Here is a 22,240-nt window from a genome sequence, read left to right as displayed (position 1 = left end):
TGTCCCCAGTATGTATAAAGTAATATGTAGTGAAACAATTACTGATTCCAAGTGCAAATATACGCTTGTTTGTCCAGATTGGAATCAGGTTATATAAGATTAATAATGCGATTAAAATTATCAATGAATCTTAAGAAAGTCATGAGATTGTCTACGATTGTGTTTTGTATAGTGAGTACAGTGTCAGGCACACTGTATGCAAAATCTTCGTTTGCCCAATTGCTCGCCACGAAGGTTGAAATTGCTAAAGAAGTTCGAAATGCGTCTGAAATAATAAAGGATTTGGAACACCAAAAAATCAGATTGATTTACGACAGGGAGACACTGAACTTAACCGGTATTCCCTCCAATCTGGTTCAAAAAGGAACGACTGGTACAGTTGAACAGATCTTGAAGGATGCATTTAGAGGAACGGAGATTGTTTTTGAAGAGAAAGCGAGTTTCATCGTTCTGAAAAAGAGACAACAGCCCGGCCGGATAGTGGGTCAGGTAAGAGATAGCAATGGCGAGGTGCTGGCAGGTGCAACGGTTAAGGTCATAGAGACGGGAAGAAATGTGGGAACCGATACAGAAGGCCGGTTTTCGATGAGTTTGCAACCAGGGAGCTATACTGCGGAAATATCTTATATCTCTTTTGGGACACAGCGTAAGAATATTGTAATCGAGGAGGGAAAGACCTTAACGATGAATATTGCTCTTTCTCTGGAGGGAAGCGAGTTGGATCAAGTAGTTGTAGTAGGTTACGGCACGCAGCAACGATCACTTGTAACAGGTTCTGTCAGTACATTAGAAAGTCAAAAGCTTGTTGCTGCTCCCGCCATCAATCCGTCTGATGCCATCGCCGGACGTGTCCCGGGACTGGTTGCTTTGACACCGTCTGGTGAGCCTGGAAGTAGCTCAGGTATATCCATTCGAGGAAGTAATACGCTGGGAAATAATTCGCCCTTGATTGTTGTAGACGGTGTGCCGAATAGAGAATGGGAGCGCCTTAATCCGCAAGATATTGAAAGCATCACGGTGCTGAAAGATGCTTCGGCAGCCATTTACGGAGCAAGAGCCGCAAATGGGGTTATTTTGGTGACCACCAAAAAAGGAAATTCGGGCAAGCCCATGGTGCAATTCAATTATAACGAAGGCATCGCGGCGCCAACGGTAGTGCCGGAGGCAGCAGATGCGGCGACCTATGCCCAGCTCCTCAACGAAGTCCTGATATATGAAGGAGCCTCTCCGATGTATTCCGATGAAGATATAAAGAAATACAAAGATGGTAGTGACCCATTAAATTTCCCAAATACCGATTGGTATAAGTCAGCACTAAAAAAATGGTCGACGCAGCGTACTGCAGACGTAAATATTTCAGGAGGACAGGAAAGCTTACGTTATTATCTGTCTGCCGGAACTCGTTATCAGGATGCGATTTATAAAAATAGCGCCACATCATATAAGCAACATAACTTGCGGTTAAACTTGGATGGGAATATCTCGCCATATATCAGCTATGGTGTGAATGCCGCTATTCGGGAAGTACACCGAAATTACCCTACAGAATCGGCATCTTCAATATGGAACCGCCTGCGTAGCTCAAAACCGAATATGCCGGATTTTTGGCCTACAGGTGAGCCTGCTGACAATGGCGACAGTGGAAATCCAGTAGTTATTACAACGAATCAGACGGGCTATGACCGAAACAAAAGCACGGTAATAGAAACTCGTGGATTTTTGGATCTGCGCGCACCTTGGGTGGATGGTCTATCGGTAAGTCTGTCTGCCGCTATGGATAATACGATTCAAAACGACAAGTTATGGAAAACGCCTTGGTACCTATACGCTTGGGATCGAAATTCAATGGATGCGCAAGGTTTTCCGGAGCTTAACCGCGTTCAGCGGGGCTATTCAAACGCAGAATTGCGTCAGGATATGAGTGATACGCGCTTGGTAACGCTCAATGCTTTAGGGAAATATAAATTTCAGTTTGATAGACATAAATTTGACGTGATGGCAGGTGTAGAGCGTATTGAAGGGGATAAGATGAACTTTTTTGCGTTCCGTAAACATTACGTATCTACCGCTATAGATCAGTTGTTTGCTGGTGGCGACTTAGAAAAAGATAATGGAGGTGTAGCGAGTGAAGAAGCCCGTCTTAACTATTTTGGCCGGGTCAATTATAATGGAAAGGACAGGTATCTAATCGATTTTGTGTGGCGTTATGATGGTTCTTATATCTTCCCACAAGATGGTCGTTTTGGTTTCTTTCCTGGGATTTCAGGAGGTTGGCGTGTGTCGGAGGAGGCTTTCTGGCAACCTATAAAACCTTGGGTGAATGAGTTCAAATTCAGAGCTTCCTGGGGAAAAACTGGTAATGATAGAATAGATCCTTATCAATTTTTGCCAAGCTATGCTTATGGGACGGGCGTGTCCAATATCTACATTTTCAACGAGACGGAATTGGCCAAGATACTTGCTGAGTCAAGCATAGCGAATCCTGCTGTCACATGGGAGGTTGCTAAACAAACCAATGTCGGTGTGGATATGCAATTTTTGAATAATAAGATAAGTCTTTCAGCAGAGTATTTTTATAACCATCGGACCGACATCTTATGGCGTCGAAATGCATCGATTCCCGGATCCACAGGTATGATTCTGCCAGATGAAAATATAGGTGAAGTCATTAACAGAGGTGCCGAGTTTCAGTTGGCATATAATGGTAGCAATGGCGATTTATCGTATACTTTATCGGCGAATGTGTCGCTCAATCGAAATAAGATCCAGTTTTGGGACGAAACTCCGGGGGCGCCAGAATATCAGCAATCTACAGGTAGGCCGATGAATACCGGATTATATTATAAAGCGATAGGTATCTTTCGTGATGAAGCTGCCGTTGAGGCCTATCCACATTGGACAGGAGCCCGCCCTGGAGACGTGATCTTTGAAGATGTCAATGGAGATGGTAAAATCGATGGCCTTGATAGGGTACGCATGGATAAGACCTCTCTACCAACACATATTGGTGGATTTAACACTGATTTGGCTTATAAAGAATTCTCAGCATCCATCTTTTTTCAATGGGCATTAGGCGCTGTGCGTAACGACTATTTCGAAATGCAAGGACAGATAGGAAATTACCTGACGCGTGATGCAGAGGGAAGATGGACACCGGAAAATCCGGATGCGGATCAACCACGGATATGGAACCGATATAACGAGTATTGGAGAAGTAATCAAAATACTTACTGGCTGCAAAACACCGATTACCTAAGACTGAAGTCGGTGAGATTAGGATACAAATTGCCGAAATCCTTAAGTGCCAAGCTCTATACCTCAGATGTACAACTGTACGTGTCAGGATTGAATTTGCTCACTTTTAGCGGCATCAAAGATGTGGATCCAGAAAGTACGTCAAATACAGCTTATCCGGCAAATAAAGTCTATAACATGGGGCTGTCCATCAGCTTCTAAGAAATAAACAGAGTTATAAAAATTGATCTAAATATTTTGAAAGTAATGAGAAATTGGATGAGAATTGCTTTGCTATCTTTGCTTACATTGGCAAGTTTAAACGCTTGTAAGCAAGAGTTTTTAGATACGCAATCCCAAGAGAAATTTACCGATGATGCGGTGTGGTCTGATCCGGCATTGGTGGAAACATTTATAAACCAGATTTATTTTAGATTGTATGAACCGCTGACAGATGGTCGAGGTACTGCTAATATTGTCGATGAAGGGCATTATAGAGGAAACAGCGCGTCCAACCTGTTTAATAACAGTGAGTCTACACAGGATAATCTCTATGCATGGGGCTACCAGCGCAACCTGGTTTGGAATGAGCTGTACAAGTCTATTCGCTATTGTAATGTGTTCTTTGATAAGGTCGGGCAGGTGCCTTTTAGTGGTACAATGTTGGATGGGAAGTCTGACCGGGATCGGATGACAGGAGAGGCACATTTTCTACGTGCTTTCACCTATCATTATTTACTGGCGCTATATGGTGGTGTACCTTTGGTAACAGATGCCTATGGTTTGGATAGCGAGTTTTCCGTAGCCCGAAATTCGTATCAGGAATGTATAGATTTCATCGTTTCGGAATGCGACAAGGCGGCCAGTTTACTTCCAGAAGTACAGAGTGGGATAAATAACGGTAGAGCAACCAAAGGTGCGGCATTGGCGTTGAAATCAAGGGTGTTGTTGTATGCTGCCAGTGATCTGCACAGCCCTAATGCCGTTATCTCTGCTTTCGAAAAACCGGAACTATTGGGCTATACGGACGATATGCGCACACAACGCTGGCAAAAAGCAAAAGAAGCGGCAAAGGCAGTCATAGATATGGGTATATACGAATTGCATAAAGCCGAACCTGCACCGGGGGATTCTGTTGCACAGAATATTACAGAAATATTCTTGACCAATAATACTTCAGAGGATATTATGGTTAAGTATTTTAATCAAGGTATGGGGCAACGCTGGGGCTTATACTCTTCGCCGAATGGTTATTATGGTTGGGGTGTAAATGCGCCTATTGCAAATTTTGTCGATGCTTTTCAAATGGCCGATGGCACACCCTTTGACTGGAATAACCCCGATCATGCAAAGGATCCCTATGCTAACCGTGAACCACGTTTTTATGCCACGATTTTTTACAATGGAGCGTCTTGGAGAGAGCGTCCTTTGGATGCGAAAGGACTCGAACCTCATAATAAGATCCAGACGGGAACTTATCAACGCTGGAATGCTACAACAGGCAAAATGTACGAAACCTATGGCATAGACACCCGAAATAGCCCTATTGAAAACTGGAATGGATCTTATACGGGGTATTATTGTAGGAAATACGTTGATCCTACTGTTAATGTACAGTATTTAAGGCAATCTGTTACTTGGCGTTTTTTCCGGTATACAGAAGTGTTGTTGAACTATGCAGAAGCCTGTATAGAACTTGGACAAGATGCCGAAGCAAGAGTATATATTAATCTCGTGCGTAAGCGCGCAGGTTTGCCAGTGACAACAGCATCGGGCGATGCCTTGAAGGAGCTGTATAGAAATGAACGCCGTCTGGAATTAGCCTTTGAAGAACATCGCTTCTTTGATGTTAGAAGATGGATGATCGGTCCAGAAGCCTATAGCCCAGCCTACCAAGCTAAAATAGTCTACCCATTGACGGCAAATAATGTTACCGCTGCCATCCCCGAGGTGAAACACGTTAAATTTGACGAAAGGGCATGGAACAACAAATCCTATTTCTTCCCAATAATGCGGGATGAAATGAATAAGAATCCGCAGTTGGATCAGAATCCAGGTTATTAATTTAATAAGACTGTTATGACATTTTTTAAAAGACGAAATTTTTTGAAAGCGCTAACCATTGGATCGGTAGCAGCTGCTATGCCAAAAATCGGGACTGCTTCCGATAAAATGCTTCCTAAGTCTATACAGGCGGATGAATTTTCACTACTAACGCAGCCTTATTTACAACATTTGGCAACGGATGGGATCACAGTCTGCTGGATAACCAATAGACGGGCTTTTAGCCATGTTGAATACTGGTTGGCGGACAAACCGCAGGATGTCAAGATACAACAGACGATAAAAGATGGTATGGTACTGGCCAACAATACGGTCAATAAAATCAGGTTGACAGGTCTAAGACCGGGACATTCATATGGGTATCGAGTCGTGAGTAAGGAAATCGTAGAATTTAAGGCGTATGCGAAAACATTTGGTGCTACCTTGAAGAGCGCTGATTTTACCTTTCAGACCGTAGATCCTAACAGCCATACGGCCGCTCTATTGGTGATGAATGATATACACGATCGTCCAAACTCATTTGGCCTACTGGAAGGGTTGTACGGTAGCGATGCCTATCAAGAAGTGCTCTTAAATGGAGATACGTTTGATTACCAGACGGGTGAACAGCAATTGATAGACCACTTGATCAATCCTTGTACAGCCCTTTTTGCTTCTCGCAAGCCTTTTATGCTGATGCGTGGCAACCACGAGACAAGGGGCGACTTTGCCTACGCGCTGGGACAATACTTTGAAAATATTAATGATAACGCTTATTTCGCATTTACCCGTGGACCTGTATTCTTTGTGGCACTAGACACAGGAGAGGATAAAACCGATGATGATGATGCATACCATGGTATGGCGCAATTTGATTTGTTTCGGGAAAAGCAGGCGGCCTGGTTAAAAGATGTGTTGCAGTCAGACGAGGCCAAAAGAGCGCTTTATCGGGTCGTGATTATGCATATCCCACCTTATCATTCGGGTGATTGGCACGGAACTATGCACTGTCGCAGGGTTTTTGGTCCGGTTCTGGCTGAAGGCAACGTTGGGGTGGTAATCAGTGGACATACACACCGCTATGGTATCCACACCGCTCAGGAAGATCATTCCTATCCGATAATTATCGGAGGTGGACCGAAAGAAGGGCAACGTACCATTATTAAAGTGGAGGCTAACCAGAGCGTATTGGAAGCACAGCTCATCTTAGAAACCAACGAACTAATAGGTAGGGTGCAGCTGAAACCGCAATCTTTGCAGGTATAACCTGTATAGCTAATTTTTATGGAATGAGGGTGTCCGATAGGTGTTTTCTGGATATCCTCATTTCTTTTTACTTTATTTCGACGACCTTATGGTTGAAATAAAGATGGAAGAATTTCATCTTTATGTTGACATTTTCTTTTTTAGATGGCGAATTGAGCAAATCCTATACGGCTTCACAATTGGACAGAATTCTATATTACCTCCCTGCTTTCAGCTATTTTTTGGTATAAGCAATGAATTATGTTGACAGCTTCTTAGAATACGCCTACCTTTGAATAAAAAGAAAAATATGAAAATTGCTTTCCACCTCTTCATAGTATCAGCAATAGTTTTTTTTGTCGGATGTATCTCAAAGAATAGTAAGACAGAGGTACAAGCTGAGACAAATAAAAAGACGAACAAAAGCATAACTTTTGACGATTTTAAAAAAATAAAGGGTGTGGACAATGTGCAGGATGTTCCTTTTCAGCTATCGACCGAATTGGACTCCATCCGATTCTTTGTAGCTCCACATGGAGATTCCGCTTACATGCAGGTTGCCTATAACATGCTCGACAACTATTACGGCTTCGAGGAATTCGATGACTTTTACTCGATGCACTACAGTATTGAGAATAATATAGCGAACAGTATCGAAGTCTTCGTGTTGAAGACTGAATTTACGGCTGCTTTCGATTTGACGCTCAAAGGGGTGAAGCTTAGTGAGATTAGAAGTAGTACGTATCAAGGAACAGACGATTTTGAGAATAAACTATTTGATAAATATGGAACGATTACTGAAGTGTCGGAGAAAGAATTTATAGACGCGTCAAGAAATAGGATTGATGAGGTCTTAGTGAAGAATCCTTCCGTTAATCTCAAGAATAACAATTGGACATATACAGATAGAGGCCAGGAGCATATCATAGATCAATATGAGAAAAAGGCTGAAGAAGATGGAATATTTTATATTGCATACATTGGCCAATCAAAGTTATTGGGTTTGGAAGTCTTTCAGGAAAGTTCGGATTTGGGAATGGAATCTTATTACACATTTTATGAGCCGACCTCTGCAGTAAGACTTAATATGTATAGCTTAGGTTATCCCCAGATTCTTGCGACTAGGGATTGGATTTCTTATGTGTCGTCCAATACTGATGTAGGGAGTGATTTTGTGATTAATAAATATATTCCTCAGGAAAAGGGGGAGGAAAATATTCTGTATGTAAACTTTACCAACTTTAAAGTCGCGGATGATAAAAAGGCATTTTGGATCGGTAACGAGACGTTTTACGCGGAAGTATATCCGCATAATTCGGCACCGGCAAAAGGTAAAAAGCAAAGGGCTGCATTTATAAAAATTAAACTAAAAAGAGAGCTTTAAGAAAATATACGAAAATCAGACGGCCTTTACTTCATAGGGCGGATACAGTAGCTACTTCTACCCTCTGTCAAAAGTTTAGGATAACGTAAAACCATTCACTACATCAAGACTGATCTTTTCAGGGCAAATATAGGATGCCGTTAAATAGTGCTTTCATGAGCCTAACTTTTTTAACAAAATTAGGAATGCTTGATAGCCGAGGCACTCTCCAGTATCGGTTATATTTCAATGTGAGATCATCATTCCGATGTAAACAGATCTAAGATTATAAGGAGTTGTTTTTATTGTAATGGTTTGTGTTACAATTTGATTTTTATATCTTTGCACCTGATATGAATAATACAAGATTTGCAACTGTCGTACATATTTTGACGCTTTTGGCTCGACAGCCCAACAGGTTGTTGAGCTCGGATTGGATTGCAGGAAGTATAAATATTAATCCTGTCATTGTTCGGAAAGAGTTGGGTAATTTGCAGGATAGGGGATGGGTGATCAGTAGAAAAGGTAAAGATGGAGGTTCCATGTTGGACGTTAGTCCCGATCGGATTACGTTGGCGGATATCTATCAACTTGTCAAAAATGCAAATATTCTGGGTAAAAAAAATCTTGATACTAATCCAAAATGCTCCGTGGGCAAAGATATCAATGATGAATTGGAAGCTCTTTTTCGGGATACGGACAAACTAATATGCTCATCTCTCCAACAAAAGACATTGCAGGATTTTGTAAAACAGTTTGATTAATTTTTTTTTTTGCGTATAAATGTAATAGAAGTTGTTACATAATGAATATGATTAATATGAAGATAGGAATTACAGGTGCTACCGGACAACTAGGTCGTTTGGTGATTGAAAAACTAAAAAGCAGGGTTAATCCTGAGAACATTGTTGCTTTGGTGCGTTCGCCGGAGAAAGCTGTCGATTTGCATGTGGAAGTTAGGGCGTTTGATTATAGCAAATCGAAAGAGTTATCGAATGCACTGATCGGAATTGATTATTTGCTTTTGATTTCTGGAAGTGAAGTCGGACAACGTTTTATACAGCATAAAAATGTAATCGAAGCAGCGCGTAAGGCTGGTGTTAACTGGATTGTGTATACAAGCCTGCTCCATGCCGATACGTCGAGTTTGAGTCTGGCGACAGAACACCGCCAAACCGAGGAACTGTTGAAATCATCGGGCATACCCTATACTGTTCTGCGTAATGGGTGGTATACCGAAAATTATACCGGATCTATTCCGGGAGCTTTGGTAGCAGGTTCTTTAATAGGTAGTGCCGGCGAAGGTAAAATAGCATCGGCATCCCGTGAGGACTACGCTGCAGCAGCAGCTGTTGTCTTGAGTGGTGAAGGTCATGTAGGGCAAGTATATGAACTGGCTGGCGATACAGCCTATACCTTGCAGGATCTTGCAGAAGAAATATCTAGACAAACAGGTAAAGACATTTTTTACAAAAATCTTTCAGAAGATGAATATGCTGAGTCTTTAAGGTCCGCAGGCCTGCCCGAAGGATTAGCGTCGGCTATAGCGGGGTGGGACGTAAGTGCTTCGCGCGGAGACTTGTTTGACGATGGTCACCAACTGTCTCGCTTGATTGGGCACCCGACCACCTCTTTGACTAATAGCGTTCGTCGGGTACTTAGGTAGGATTTTTATACATTAAAACTATTTTTTAATAGGAGTGGTGGTGGTTTCGGTACTTATAAAATTGTTAAATCCAGTGCTTACATAACTTCCATTATCTTCTTAATTTCGTAACTTTAAAATAATAAAAAAAACATGTCATTAATTGAAGATCTACAATGGAGACACGCCGTGAAGGCGTATGATCCCTCTAAAAAAGTGAGTCGTGAAGATATCGACAAAATCATTGAGGCAGCAAGGCTGGCACCAACGTCCTCAGGGCTACAACCTTTTAGGTTGATTGTTGTAGAGGATCAGCAGATCAAAAATAGATTGTCCGAAGGAGCACTAAATCCTGATTGTATGCGTGATTGTTCACACGTACTTATTTTTGCTGCTTGGGATCGTTATACTGCTGAACGGATTGATAGGATGTATGACTTGACTACAGATGAAAGAGGCTTGCCTAGAGGACGTTTTGCGTCATACACCGATAAGCTGAAATCAATCTATTTAGATCAGCCCGCGGAGGTAAATTTTGCCCATACAGCGAGACAGACCTATATCGCTTTAGGATTAGCCTTGGCACAGGCTGCTGAGCTTAGGATAGATACCACGCCAGCAGAAGGCTTTGATAATGCTGTCATAGACAGTGTCCTGGAACTTGAAAAGCATAGCTTGAAAAGTGTGTCTCTTATGTATGTTGGCTATGCCGATCAGAGTACAGATTGGTTGGCATCCATGAAAAAGGTGAGGGTTTCTACGCAGGATTTTGTGATGGAATTCTAATAGCGACAGGTGATAAGGGGAGGCAGTATGATATATGGTACCTCCCCCTCTATAGTGGGATTATCATTATCTTATAGAGGCGTAAGATATTACGTATTCACGTAGTTGTAATTGAAATTTTATAGAGTCAAAAATATTCGCTAATATTGCGCTGTAAATCAAGAACGGTGGTTTTTTAGCCTGCTGCATGAACACGGATAAGGTCCTCTTTCCTACTGAATATGCAGCGATTTGGTGCACATCCCGCATATATCTAGGGAGGATCAGGGCCAATCGGTGAATCGACCGTTTTTATCAAAAAAAAATAGAACCATGAGTTTAGTAATCGTTGGTACAGTAGCTTTTGATGCTATCGAAACTCCTTTCGGAAAAACGGATAAAATTGTAGGTGGGGCAGCTACATTTGCGGGTTTGGCCGCTTCTTATTTGTATGACCAGGTGAAGTTGGTATCCGTGATCGGAGAAGATTTCGGAGATGACAACCTCAATATCCTTACCTCAAAAGGTATTGATGTAGAAGGGGTGGAGGTTGTAAAAGGCGGAAAATCTTTTTTCTGGTCCGGCAAGTACCACAATGACATGAACAGCCGCGACACATTGATCACCGAGCTGAATGTTTTGGCGGATTTTGATCCGAAACTTCCTGCATCATACCAAGATTGCGAATACCTGCTGTTGGGCAACTTGACACCACAGGTGCAGATGGCTACGTTGGATCGCTTAAACCATAAGCCTAAATTGGTAGTATTGGATACCATGAATTTCTGGATGGATGTGGCACTGGAAGATCTAAAAGCTGTATTGAAAAAAGTAGACGTATTGACCATCAATGATGCCGAGGCAAGACAACTTTCCGGAGAATATTCACTGGTAAAAGCTGCGCAGGCCATCTTAGAAATGGGACCGAAATACCTTATCATCAAAAAAGGCGAGCATGGTGCTCTGCTATTTGGAGAAGGACAGATATTCTCTGCTCCGGCATTGCCATTGGCGGATGTTTTCGATCCGACCGGTGCGGGCGATACTTTTGCAGGGGGCTTCATCGGCTACTTGGCACAGGTAAAATCCATCAACTTTACCAATATGAAGAACGCGATCATCTACGGATCGGCATTGGCTTCCTATTGCGTGGAAAAATTCGGAACAGAACAGTTGCAGACACTATCAGCTGAAGATATTAAGGGAAGAATCCAAAGGTTCATCACTTTATCAAAATTTGAGATTAGCGAATAAGCGCTAATCTCAAATTAATTTGCCGACAACAGGGAACTTGTCAAAAACATACTCCGCATGTGGTGCATCGGCCAATTCCTCGGTGAGGTCTTGTCCTGCCCAATGCTCATAGTGCTTCCCGTTCCGCCATAACCTGCTGGCAGAAACATCGTATATCAACCCTTTATAGCTGACCCAGATCTCTGGTTTGTCTTCGCCATTGCGAAGCGCTAACTGTGCTTTTGTAAAAACGGAATCCTGTTCGATATTGCTCACAAATCCAAAGATAGTGGATTAGTAAGTCGATTTATAGACGCCGAGTGTTTTTTTCATAGTTTTGCGAGCCACGTGTATACGTGTCTTCACCGTGCCGATCGGAATATTCAGATGTTCCGAGATTTCATTGTATTTATATCCTTCAAAATACATGGAGAATGGCACGTAATAATCTTCCGGAAGCTTGGATAGCGCTGTGTTGATATCGTCCATCACAAATTTGTTCTCACCTTTGTTTTTCGTAGCCGATACCATTAAGTGGCTGCTGGTGATGTCTTCCTCTTGTGTAATGAAAGAGTTGGTCTTCACCACGCGTCGATAGTTGTTGATAAAGGTGTTCTTCATGATGGTATAAAGCCAACCCTTAAGATTTGTGCCTTCGCGGAAATTCTTGAAGTAAGTGACTGCTTTCAGAAGCGTGTCTTGTACCAAGTCGTTAGCGTCCTCATGGTCGCGTGTAAAATTTCTGGCGTAGTTCTTTAGCGAATCGGATTGTTGTACCACTAAAGCATTGAATTCTAGTTTGTTCATACTATACTGGATTTAAAAGTTTTACCATTATGTTGACTGATCTCCAACTTTTTGTGTAAATCATTTACATGAAATACGGTTTCACACAAACGTTTGCAAACGCCGTGCTAAACTTTTCGATTTTCGTTAAGTCTAAGAGAAATAATGGTTAAACTTGCGTTAAGAAGAAGGTGCTGTGCCAGTAAATAACCCTTTAATTACCAAAGGGATAGGTTGGGTTTATGGTTGTTGATAATTTTATTTCACATTTGTTGAAAAAAATTAAAGAATATTGACTTCGCGTTCCAGCTCGATGCCAAACTTTTGTTGAATATCGTTCACTATTTTGGACGATGTACTGTAAATTTCCGATCCATTTGCCTGTCCCGGGTTCGTCAGAACCAAAGCTTGATTCTTCCAAACGGCCACATTTCCATCCACTTTGCCCTTCCATCCACACTGTTCGATCAGCCAGCCTGCAGCCAGTTTGACGCGCTGGTCCGCCATCGGGTAGAAGACGATATCGGGAAATGCTTGCTGTAGTTGTTGGAATTGCCCTTCGCTAATGATCGGATTTTTGAAGAAACTACCGGCATTGCCTATCGTGGATGGATCAGGAAGCTTTTCTACACGGATATGGGAGACTACTTCGGCAATATCTTTTATAGTAGGGGTATTGATATGGCGTTGTTTCAATTCAGACTCGATCGCGCCGTACGAAGTATTGATGCGGTGGTTCACGGCCAGTTTGTAGGTGACCGAGGTGATGATATACTGTCCTTTATATTGTGATTTGAAAATGCTATCTCGATAGGTGAACTGGCAGTCGGCATTTTGAAAAGTTGTAAACTCGCCCGTCAAGGTGTCGAAAGCTTGGCAGGAATAGAAAATGTCCATCAGTTCAGTACCGTAAGCACCAATATTCTGTACGGGTGAAGCTCCCACCGTACCCGGAATCAGGGCCATATTCTCCACGCCGGCAAAACCGCGCTCGACACAATGCCAGACAAATTCGTTCCAGACTTCGCCGCCTTTGGCTGTTACATAGATATAATTGCCTTCGATAAAATGCGTAATTCCTTTTGTGGCGATTTGGAGGATCAGCCCCTCGTAATCTCGGGTGAAAAGCACATTGCTGCCTCCGCCCAAAACAAAGAACTGTCTCTCGAAAAGCCCTGCACTATGGAGCTCTTTTAGAATGTTCTCGTCTTCGACTTTGATGAATTGATTGGCTTTAGCGTCAACGCCAAAGGTGTTGAATGGCTTTAAGGATACGTTTTCTTGAATGTGATATGTCATTTTACCTTGACTAATTCTTTTAAATGTTCAAAAAAAGAATTAACTTTATCTTTGTGGTGTAAAGATAATATAAACCTGCTTGATTAAAGAAGAATATGGCTAAGAATGTAGATATTAAACGAGCGAAAATTTTAGAAGTGGCCAAGCGTCGGTTTGCCCATTTTGGGATGGCTAAGACTACGATGGCCGAGATTGCCAAAGACCTTTCTTTCTCAAAAGCGTTATTGTATTACTACTTTCCGGATAAGCATAGTCTGTACACTGCGGTGATGGAATATGTGGTGAACGAGATGATCCAGAAGAATGAAGAATTTCTGGAGAAGAGTCAGGATGTGGAGAAGGCCTTGATGTTTGTTTTGGAAAGCCGCATGGATCTGATGAAGGAGAACTACAACCTTTTTGAGTATTCCTCCTCATTCTTTATGCAGAATCCGGGTGAGGTAGGTAAAAGTCTTGGGCCTTTCTTTGAGAAAGCGAAGGAACTGTTTGCCAAAATATTGAAAATTGGTGTGGATAAAGGTGAGCTGCAGGTTGATGATATCCAAGAAACCGCTGAACTTTTACTTTTCGCACAGATGGGCATGAAAGCTGGAATATTGAACCAGGAAATGAACGATTGTTTCTTCCCGTCGCCAGACGATTTTGACATGATACTCCATAAGCAGAAGAAGATGGTGTCCATCTTCGTCAGAGGGTTGAAGGCCTAAGCGCCTGTTCGCCGCTGTATATGGCGGATGATGATCTCCGCATGTACACGTGAGTTCTCAATAAACCACAGATGGGTGTTCAGCCCACCGCAGACCACGCCAGCTAGATAGAGATTGGGAACATTGGTTTCCATGGTCTCGGGATCGTGTGTCGGAATCTTCGGGCTTTCATGTGGAACATGGATACCGATTTTCTTTAAGAATGCAAAATTCGGCTGATAGCCTGTCAATGCCAATACAAAATCATTCGGAATTTCTACGGCACCATGCGGTGTTTGGATCTGTACGGAATTTTCCTTTATTTCGGTGAGCTGACTTTGGTAATAGATATCGACCTCTCCACAGGCAATTCGGTTTTCTATATCCGGTTTAACCCAATATTTCACCCTTGGGCCTATCTCTGGGCCACGCACCACCATGGTTACCTTAGCTCCTTTTCTGAAAGTTTCTAAAGCTGCATCCACAGAAGAATTGCTCGCCCCGACCACTACGACATGCTGATTGGCGTAGAAATGCGGATCTTTGTAATAATGGCTCACCTTCGGCAAATCTTCTCCCGGGATGTTCAGCGGCATCGGGATATCGTAAAATCCGGTTGCTACGATAACGTGAGCAGCGGTGTATTGCCCCTTGCTGCTTTGCACCGTAAAATAGCCGTTTTCCTTTTCGACCGATAAGACTTCTTCAAAGAGGCGGGTATTCAGCTGGAATTTTTGATCTATACGCCTGTAGTACTCCAGTGCTTCGGCACGCTTTGGCTTTGGAAGGGTTGTTACAAAAGGTGTATCACCGATCTCTAAGCGTTCGGAAGAGGAAAAGAAAGTCATGTTGATGGGGTAGTTGTATAGGGAATTCACCAGACAACCTTTCTCCAGAATGATGTGGGATAAGCCAGCTTTTTGTGCTTCTATGCCGCACGCCAGGCCTATAGGGCCTCCGCCAATAATCAATATATCAAAATGATTCTGCATTTTTCGTGTTTGTTTTTATGAGGAGTTGCGTATTTTCAGGCTCATGGTCAAGCTCCTGTGTCACCTTATAGATGTCGCTCGCAATTTTATTTAAAAACTGCAGCTGTTCCATAATCAATATACTGTCCTCCTCTTCATCTTCTCCTGCCTGTTTGAGCTCAGGGTAATGGTTGAGAGGAGCAAAGGGGTGTTGTTCGTTTTGTGGTAGCAGCGCTATTGTCTTGTCGGTTTCTGTCAAGATCTTGCGGAGCAGACGCACATGTTCCTTATTGTAGACACTATTGTCGGCCTCGTGTACCTGCACCAGGAAGTTGGCGACATGCGAAGAAAAGATATGGCTCAGTATAACGAACCTGTTGACTTCCTTCGTGTATTTTTGGCGCCACTTCGGCTCTGTCAGCATTCGATGGAAAGTAGAACCCATATTGGCCGAGGCGATGTAGACCTCTTTTCGGGCTAATTTATAATCCGTTATGGTGAGTTCCTCGCCGTTTAGCATCTGCAGGGCTTTCGTCAGGTAGTTGTAGTTGGCGATAAGTAGATTGCGCATATTGTCCCGGAACTGGGTGCTGTCCCAGTTGGGGAAAATCAGGTAATTGGACAAAAAGGCGATGATACCGCCCAACAGGGTGTCAAAAATACGCTCCTTGGCCATGTCGAAAGAGTCCTGCCCATTGAAGGAGAGCATAATCAGCACGTAGGGCGTCATAAACAGGACGGCAACGATATAGTTGACCCGGAAAAGGCTATAGGCTGTCAGGAAAAAGAAAACCAGGAGAACGAAAAGGATTGTCTCGTCATGGATGGTCAGGACAATAATAGCGCCAATGATCCCGCCGATTACCGTACCCAAAAGCCGCTGCACGTTTCGCTCCTGCGTGAGCCCCCATCCCGGTTTGAGGATAACCATGATCGTCAGCAGAACCCAATATATTCCATTTGCGTTGAAATTGATGAGATTGAGGACAAGGTAAGTCATCGACAGTACGATCGCCATACGGAGTGCATGCCGAAAGACGGAAGATTCTAAACTTAAGTTGCTCTTGAATTTTTTCCAATCGATCTGGTCGCGGGTGATAAATTGTGAAGCGGAGTCGATTTCTTGCTTGGGGATCTGTGAAATTTTGGACAGACCGTAGCCATAGATGCTATCCAGGGACTTTACCATCGTCCGGATATTGATGATAATCTTTTTGAGGGGAATAGTATTGATACCTTCTTTTTCGATTTCTTCGACGGCTCGGCGCAAACTTTCGATATCGGCATCGAAGTTAAAGAGCGGTTTGGGAATACGGTTGGCGTTCAATCCGTACGCCATGTTGTCCATCTCGTTGGCAATCTTATAGAGCACATGCTTGATCTTCGGCAATAAATCGGTGTGTCCATAGCTGTGACGGATAGCATGATAGTCGTACTGGGTGGTCATGCTCAGCTCGAACAGGTCAATGATATCTGTGAAGACGAGCGTCAGGTAGCGCCCGATTTTGGTCGTATCCTTGATGGAGCGCTTGCTCTGGAAGAGGATATCCCGAAGGCTTTGTTGGTGGGTGTTGACCTCCACCTGCTTGTCGATCAATTTGAGATAATTGTCGTCAATATTTACCCGTGGGTCGTAGAATTTACCTTTCAAACGGATGTAATCCGCTACTTGGCGGATGGATTCTGAAAGCTCCTGCTGGGCTATGCGGTAGGGGCGAATCTGTATCATGGACATGCTGATAAGCATGTACCAGGCTCCACCGGTAGCGATATAAGCAAGGTGTATCCAGATGTCTTCCGGACGAAGTTCCTCCCGAACGCTGAACAGCATCATCAACACACACATCGAGCCCACGGTGGCAGCCCTTGCATTGAATACCGCAAACATAGAGAATATAAAGCTCAATAGGGCAATGGTGATGGTGGTGAGCGAAAGAGAGAAATTGATGTTGACAATAATGATGTACGTAAGCAAGGTCAGTGCAGCAGTGGATATCATCCCCAGACGACGGTGGGAGGGTGCTCCAGGAGTGTCCGATAAACCGACCAACAGCGCACCAAAGGAAATAAGTGTACCCGCCTGCATCTGCCCGAAAGAAACACAAATCAAAACCGGGACAATACATCCCAATGTTATTTTTAAGCCTTCAGCAAAGTATTGGCTGAAAAAGAAATGACTGATTTCTTTCGTTCTATTCATGAGGAGCTATACTGAACTGCAAAATTAAATAAATTCGGCCTATAAGGCGAATATAATATCAATAGTCTATAATCTATGCGTCCGTTGTCTTTGTCATCACGACAAAGGAGGGATCTATAGGTGGATAAAAAAAACAAAATGTTAGCTTAGAGCCTGTTTAAATTTCTACAAAAGCCCAAAACGCGTCATTATGAGGAGCGTTAGCGACGTGATAATCTGCGTTTTGAAGCTGTGAGAAGAAGCTTATCCATAGATTTTGCTTCGCAGAGCTCACTTCGTTCGGTTCTCCTCGTCCCTCGTCGAAATGACGTATGAATTTTATTTTTAAACAGGCTCTTATTGTTATTTTGTTAATTTATTATTATATTTTATGTGTTAATTTTATTGTTGTTTTGTTTTTGGTGATAAAATTACATAATTTAGGGGTTTTGTTATTTAAAATACCTATAACAAGGGAAGTTTCTTAAATTAAAACATGAAGATAAGTCAAAAAAAATCAGCCTTTCACAACGAGGTGCTAACGAGGTTTGACCTGTATAAGAGCTTGTTTCTTACCCTGCCTTTCCGTAGGGTGAAGCATACAGGGACAATCCTACCGTTCTTTACCACACATTGTGAAAAGGGGATAGAGGCGCAATTAGCTCCTGAAGATATTATAGAAAGCTTTTTTGGTCAATATGAGCAGTATGTGCAGGAAAAAGACCGTGTGGATTTTCTTTTTCGGATCGTTCAATATATTGAACGGCAGGTTGTACTGTTTGATGCGGTAGAGGATTCTGCTTTTCAGACAATTGGAAAAACGGAGGAAGCAGGGCTTTTACAGACCTTATTCCAACGTGCGCAGGAAAGCCCTGAGCTGAAGAAAAAAATCGTGGATAAGCTGCATGATTTTTCAGTTCGACTGGTGTTGACGGCACACCCTACACAGTTCTATCCGGGGCCGGTATTGGCGATTATTACGGATTTGATCGAGGCACTGAAAGAAAATGATGTGCCGAATATCCAGCAACTGTTGCAACAATTGGGTAAAACGCCTTTTATCAATAAGGAAAAGCCAACGCCTGTGGATGAAGCGGCAAGTTTGGCTTGGTTTCTTGAGAATGTCTTTTATAAAGTAGCATCGGAGATCCAATCCAAGATCGATAGTGAGCTTGAAGTGCCTATTGAAGAAGTGAAACAACTGATTGAATTGGGCTTTTGGCCAGGAGGAGACCGGGATGGTAACCCAAATGTAACGGCAGAAAGCACGAAAAAGGTGGCTGCTATGCTGCGGACGATTCTTTTCCGTTGTTACTACCGTGATTTCCGTGTCGTTAAGCGCCGTATCACTTTCCGTGGTACGGAAAAATACTTGGACACGTTGCAGAATCTGTTTTATGAAAACAGCTTTAACCCAAAGGAGAACCCGGCAGATGAAACGGCCGTTATCTTGGAAAATTTGAATGCGGTTAAAGATGTGCTGAATGAGAACCATGATGGCTTATTTGTTGATCTGGTTGAGGATTTGATAAGGAAAGTTATCACTTTCGGGTGCTATTTTACGACTTTGGATATTCGTCAGGACAGCAGTATCCTTAGGAACACTTTCCAATACCTTATCGAACGCTATCCGGACACGCAGGTGGATGCAGAGCAATTTGCTAAGGGCGAAGCGGAAAAGCAGCAAGGTATGCCTTTCTCTGAGCTATCTTTGACATACGAAGAAGATGCCGATAAGCTGGTGAAAGATACGATGGATGTGATAGGTCTGCTCAAGCAGATTCAACAGTCGGGAAGTGAGCGGGCAGCACAGCGCTTTATTATCAGCAACTGTCAGCAAGCTTCAGATATATTGGGACTGATGCAGCTGTTTCTGTGGTCTGGCTGGAAAAAAGAAAGCCTGACGATTGATTTTGTGCCATTGTTCGAAACGGTGGATGATTTGTCGCGCGCGGCCGATGTGATGCGGAGCTTGTATACGCATCCGGTGTATGCGGAGCATATCAAGCGCAGAGGCAATAAGCAGACCATCATGCTGGGCTTTTCCGACAGTACGAAAGATGGTGGTTATTTGATGGCGAACTGGTCCATATACAAAGCCAAAATCGAATTGACGGCAATTGCACGTGAATATGATGTAGACTTGATTTTCTTCGATGGTCGTGGTGGGCCTCCTGCCCGTGGTGGGGGGAAAACGCAGAAGTTCTATGCTTCCATGGGAAAAGAGATTGCTAATGAGCATATACAGTTGACCATTCAGGGACAGACGATCAGTAGCCAATACGGATCTCTGGAAACGGCTAAGCACAATATTGAGCAACTTATCCAAGCGGGGATGGTATCTGAACTGCAGCAGAAAGAGGGCGATACACTTACACCGCGCCAAAAAGAGATCATCGACCAGATGGCGCAGGAAAGCCACCGCAAGTTTATGGATCTGCGGAAGCACCCGTTGTTCTTGAAATATTTAGAGACGTTGAGTCCGTTGAAAGAGTTGTCCGAGGTGAACATCAGCAGCCGTCCGGTGAAACGGAATTCGGATCGGGAATTGCGGTTGGAGGATCTGCGTGCTATCAGCTTCGTGACTTCATGGAGCCAGTTGAAGCAGAATATTCCTGGCTTTTACGGGGTGGGAACAGCTTTGCGTTGGGCAGAGGACAATAACCTGTGGTCGTATGTACGCAATCTTTACGAAAATTCTGGCATGTTCAAGACCATCATCGACAATTGTATGATGTCCATGACCAAGTCCAATTTTAACCTGACCGCTTACATGCAAAAGGATGCAACGTTCGGTGAGTTTTGGACGATGTTGCGCGATGAATATGAATTGACAAAGAAATATACTTTAAAGCTGAGCCAGACAAGTGAACTGATGGAGGATTATCCTGTCGATCGCGCATCGATATTGGCACGCGAGGAAATCGTTCTGCCGTTGTTGGTTATTCAGCATTATGCTATACGCACTATTCTGAACAAAAAGAATGTGTCTGCGGAGCAGGAAGCTGTTTATAAAAAGCTGATTGGCCGGACAATCTATGGTGTGGTGAATGCGGGACGGAACTTAGCCTAAGCTTTCGTCACTTCTTTTACGAAAGACTTTATTGGGGCTCCACGAGGAGTGCCTAATAAAGTCTTTTTTATTTTCCTTACTGTCGCAAGCTTTTATAGCTTGCGACTACAATAAATCAAGTTTTCAACTTGGTTGTATCGAATAGTCTATCTCTATCTCACGAGGGACTAAAGACTTCGGAAGTTAAAAAAACTTCGGAAGTCTATGTTTTAGGAATCCTTACTGTCGCTCGCAAGCTTTTATAGCTTGTGACTACAATAAATCAAGTTTTCAACTTGGTTATATCAAATAGTCTATCCCTATCTCACGAGGGCCTAAGTGGGTGTCTCCTATGTTTGTTGTAAGCAAATGTAGGAGACACCCTCATGTTCTAGGAAACTTGGTTGTATCAGCTAAGTTGAAAACTTAGGTTGTTAGTTCTCCTAAGATACCGCTGCACTCAATCTTGAGAGAGGGGAGGCATTAGTGAGCATCCTCGTTTCAAACGAGGACGAGTTTCTCTTGACGCGTATAAAATTTTAAACAGGCTCTAAATACTTTTGCGATATTTATTATATATTTTATATTTTTGTTCACAAGAAAAGAATCATGATGAAATTAAATACTTTATTTGTTGCAGCCTTGTGTGCAGGTGCTTTGTTGACATCTTGTGACCCTAAAACGGCTCAGGAGAATCAATTGAAATATACGCATACCAGCTTAGCGGATGGCGATGCTTTTCAGTTTTTTGAAATAGTAGGCGCGAAAGCAGTTTATGAAGTGGATTATGCTACGTATGCAGAAAGTGCATCGGCTTCTTCGCAGACCAAGCAACTTTCTGCTAAAGTGAAAGAAGTTTATGGTGCTATTTTGCCGGGTTTGGACAGCATAGCGATAGTTAATCAGGTTGATTTTCCTGTCAAAGGGGCTGAAGTATTTAAAGCGACTCCGGCAGCAGCAGATTCTACAGGAACTGTAACGGCCGCTTTCTCGGATGAAGCATATGTGCACCATGTTCAACATGAAGCAGCAATTGTAAAAGAGCAGTTCACGCGCTTGACACGTAACACTAATAAAGTCCTTCAGGATTTTGCAAAAGCGAATCTAGAAAAGGTCACCGAATTGTTTACGTTGGCAGGTGGTAAAGAGGATGAGCACGCACACCACTAAGCGATAAAACTTTTTTATTTGACGGCTTCTACTTCTTTGTAGAGGCCGTTTTTGTTTTGTCGATCTACCCAACTGGAGATAATGTGTTTTGTTTTTCTAAAATATATGGAGGTTTAATTTATTCAAATTTCTTGTCCTCCGAAGCCGGACGGGCTTTTCCCACTTTTGACCGCAAAAGTGGGGCAAAACTCGTCGCTGAAAAGCTTTGACCAGGGGGATAGTGCTAAAAATATCCTTCTACATGGTCAAAACTTTTGATGCGTCCCACATCCCCGCACTTATCCCGCATCGAGAATAGTTTAAGGCGACATTTTTCTGTTAAGGAATGGCTGGTGCGAGTAGAATTTAGACTTCCGAAGTTTCACAAACTTCGGAAGTCTTCAATAAATGGTTGACCCGAGTATGTTTGAGTGCACCCCACATAGGTGCGAAAGCGCTTCTCCGTCCCATCCCAGTGGCGGGATGACAAAGGAAATACCGAGGTATTGTGCGAAAGGGAAAGGCATGGAAACTATTGTTCAAAGCTAACCAAAAGCTTCGGACAGTGGTTTCAGCCTTGGGAGGGATTT

The 22,240-nt window shown here is 43.0% G+C and carries 16 protein-coding genes; 11 read left to right on the top strand and 5 right to left on the bottom strand.

Annotation, left to right across the window (positions count from 1 at the left end; genetic code table 11):
• Positions 1-171: 171 nt before the first annotated feature.
• The 8 genes from BM375_RS02175 to BM375_RS02140 all read left to right on the top strand — a co-directional run bounded on the left by BM375_RS02175 (position 172) and on the right by BM375_RS02140 (position 11,549).
• Positions 172-3,456 carry a SusC/RagA family TonB-linked outer membrane protein gene (locus tag BM375_RS02175; protein ID WP_170852562.1) on the top strand — a complete coding sequence of 1,095 codons (3,285 nt, stop codon included), beginning with the start codon at positions 172-174 and terminating at the stop codon, positions 3,454-3,456.
• 45 nt (positions 3,457-3,501) lie between these two features.
• Positions 3,502-5,298, top strand: a complete 1,797-nt coding sequence (locus tag BM375_RS02170; RefSeq protein WP_170852561.1) for a RagB/SusD family nutrient uptake outer membrane protein — start codon at positions 3,502-3,504, stop codon at positions 5,296-5,298.
• A 42-nt stretch (positions 5,299-5,340) separates the two neighbouring features.
• The gene (locus tag BM375_RS02165; protein WP_212611605.1) at positions 5,341-6,543 is read left to right on the top strand and encodes a purple acid phosphatase family protein; all 1,203 of its coding nucleotides are present in this window, start codon (positions 5,341-5,343) and stop codon (positions 6,541-6,543) included.
• A 289-nt stretch (positions 6,544-6,832) separates the two neighbouring features.
• Positions 6,833-7,906 (top strand): resolvase, encoded by a 1,074-nt coding sequence (locus tag BM375_RS02160; RefSeq protein ID WP_093363501.1) that lies wholly within the window; start codon positions 6,833-6,835, stop codon positions 7,904-7,906.
• Between the two features lie 332 nt (positions 7,907-8,238).
• Positions 8,239-8,649: an Rrf2 family transcriptional regulator gene (locus tag BM375_RS02155; protein ID WP_093363579.1), complete on the top strand. Its 411-nt coding sequence runs from the start codon at positions 8,239-8,241 to the stop codon at positions 8,647-8,649.
• A 56-nt stretch (positions 8,650-8,705) separates the two neighbouring features.
• Positions 8,706-9,551 (top strand): SDR family oxidoreductase, encoded by an 846-nt coding sequence (locus BM375_RS02150; protein WP_093363578.1) that lies wholly within the window; start codon positions 8,706-8,708, stop codon positions 9,549-9,551.
• 132 nt (positions 9,552-9,683) lie between these two features.
• The gene (locus tag BM375_RS02145) at positions 9,684-10,316 is read left to right on the top strand and encodes a nitroreductase family protein (RefSeq protein WP_093363500.1); all 633 of its coding nucleotides are present in this window, start codon (positions 9,684-9,686) and stop codon (positions 10,314-10,316) included.
• 312 nt (positions 10,317-10,628) lie between these two features.
• Complete coding sequence (locus tag BM375_RS02140) at positions 10,629-11,549, top strand: PfkB family carbohydrate kinase (protein ID WP_093363499.1); 921 nt, start codon at positions 10,629-10,631, stop codon at positions 11,547-11,549.
• 9 nt (positions 11,550-11,558) lie between these two features.
• Here BM375_RS02140 and BM375_RS02135 read toward each other — a convergent pair whose 3' ends face one another.
• From BM375_RS02135 to murB, 3 genes are all read right to left on the bottom strand, one after another.
• Entirely contained in the window at positions 11,559-11,804 is a 246-nt protein-coding gene (locus tag BM375_RS02135) for a cytochrome b5 domain-containing protein (RefSeq protein WP_398356681.1), read from the bottom strand.
• Positions 11,805-11,822: 18 nt separating this feature from the next.
• A complete protein-coding gene (locus tag BM375_RS02130) occupies positions 11,823-12,335 on the bottom strand; it encodes an RNA polymerase sigma factor (protein ID WP_093363498.1) in 513 nt (170 codons plus the stop codon).
• Positions 12,336-12,596: 261 nt separating this feature from the next.
• Positions 12,597-13,613, bottom strand: coding sequence for a UDP-N-acetylmuramate dehydrogenase (gene murB, locus BM375_RS02125; RefSeq protein WP_093363497.1), 1,017 nt, complete (start codon positions 13,611-13,613; stop codon positions 12,597-12,599).
• 95 nt (positions 13,614-13,708) lie between these two features.
• Here murB and BM375_RS02120 point away from each other — a divergent pair, with 95 nt between their 5' ends.
• The gene (locus BM375_RS02120) at positions 13,709-14,320 is read left to right on the top strand and encodes a TetR/AcrR family transcriptional regulator (RefSeq protein WP_093363496.1); all 612 of its coding nucleotides are present in this window, start codon (positions 13,709-13,711) and stop codon (positions 14,318-14,320) included.
• Here BM375_RS02120 and BM375_RS02115 read toward each other — a convergent pair.
• Both BM375_RS02115 and BM375_RS02110 read right to left on the bottom strand, forming a co-directional pair.
• Positions 14,317-15,291, bottom strand: a complete 975-nt coding sequence (locus BM375_RS02115; protein WP_093363495.1) for a YpdA family putative bacillithiol disulfide reductase — start codon at positions 15,289-15,291, stop codon at positions 14,317-14,319. The genes BM375_RS02120 and BM375_RS02115 overlap by 4 nt on opposite strands.
• The gene (locus BM375_RS02110; RefSeq protein WP_093363494.1) at positions 15,275-17,470 is read right to left on the bottom strand and encodes an FUSC family protein; all 2,196 of its coding nucleotides are present in this window, start codon (positions 17,468-17,470) and stop codon (positions 15,275-15,277) included. Before BM375_RS02110 ends, BM375_RS02115 begins: the two co-directional genes overlap by 17 nt.
• 475 nt (positions 17,471-17,945) lie before the next feature.
• On the opposite strand from BM375_RS02110, the gene BM375_RS02105 reads away from it, so the two are divergent.
• Both BM375_RS02105 and BM375_RS02100 read left to right on the top strand, forming a co-directional pair.
• Positions 17,946-20,522 (top strand): phosphoenolpyruvate carboxylase, encoded by a 2,577-nt coding sequence (locus tag BM375_RS02105; RefSeq protein WP_093363493.1) that lies wholly within the window; start codon positions 17,946-17,948, stop codon positions 20,520-20,522.
• Positions 20,523-21,110: 588 nt separating this feature from the next.
• The gene (locus BM375_RS02100; protein WP_244525796.1) at positions 21,111-21,671 is read left to right on the top strand and encodes a hypothetical protein; all 561 of its coding nucleotides are present in this window, start codon (positions 21,111-21,113) and stop codon (positions 21,669-21,671) included.
• The last annotated feature ends 569 nt before the right edge of the window (positions 21,672-22,240 follow it).

It is taken from the genome of Sphingobacterium wenxiniae, from assembly GCF_900116225.1.
Lineage (GTDB): Bacteria > Bacteroidota > Bacteroidia > Sphingobacteriales > Sphingobacteriaceae > Sphingobacterium > Sphingobacterium wenxiniae.
The sequence above is the reverse complement of the archived record's forward strand: the minus strand, read 5'-3'. Positions and strand labels throughout refer to the sequence as shown.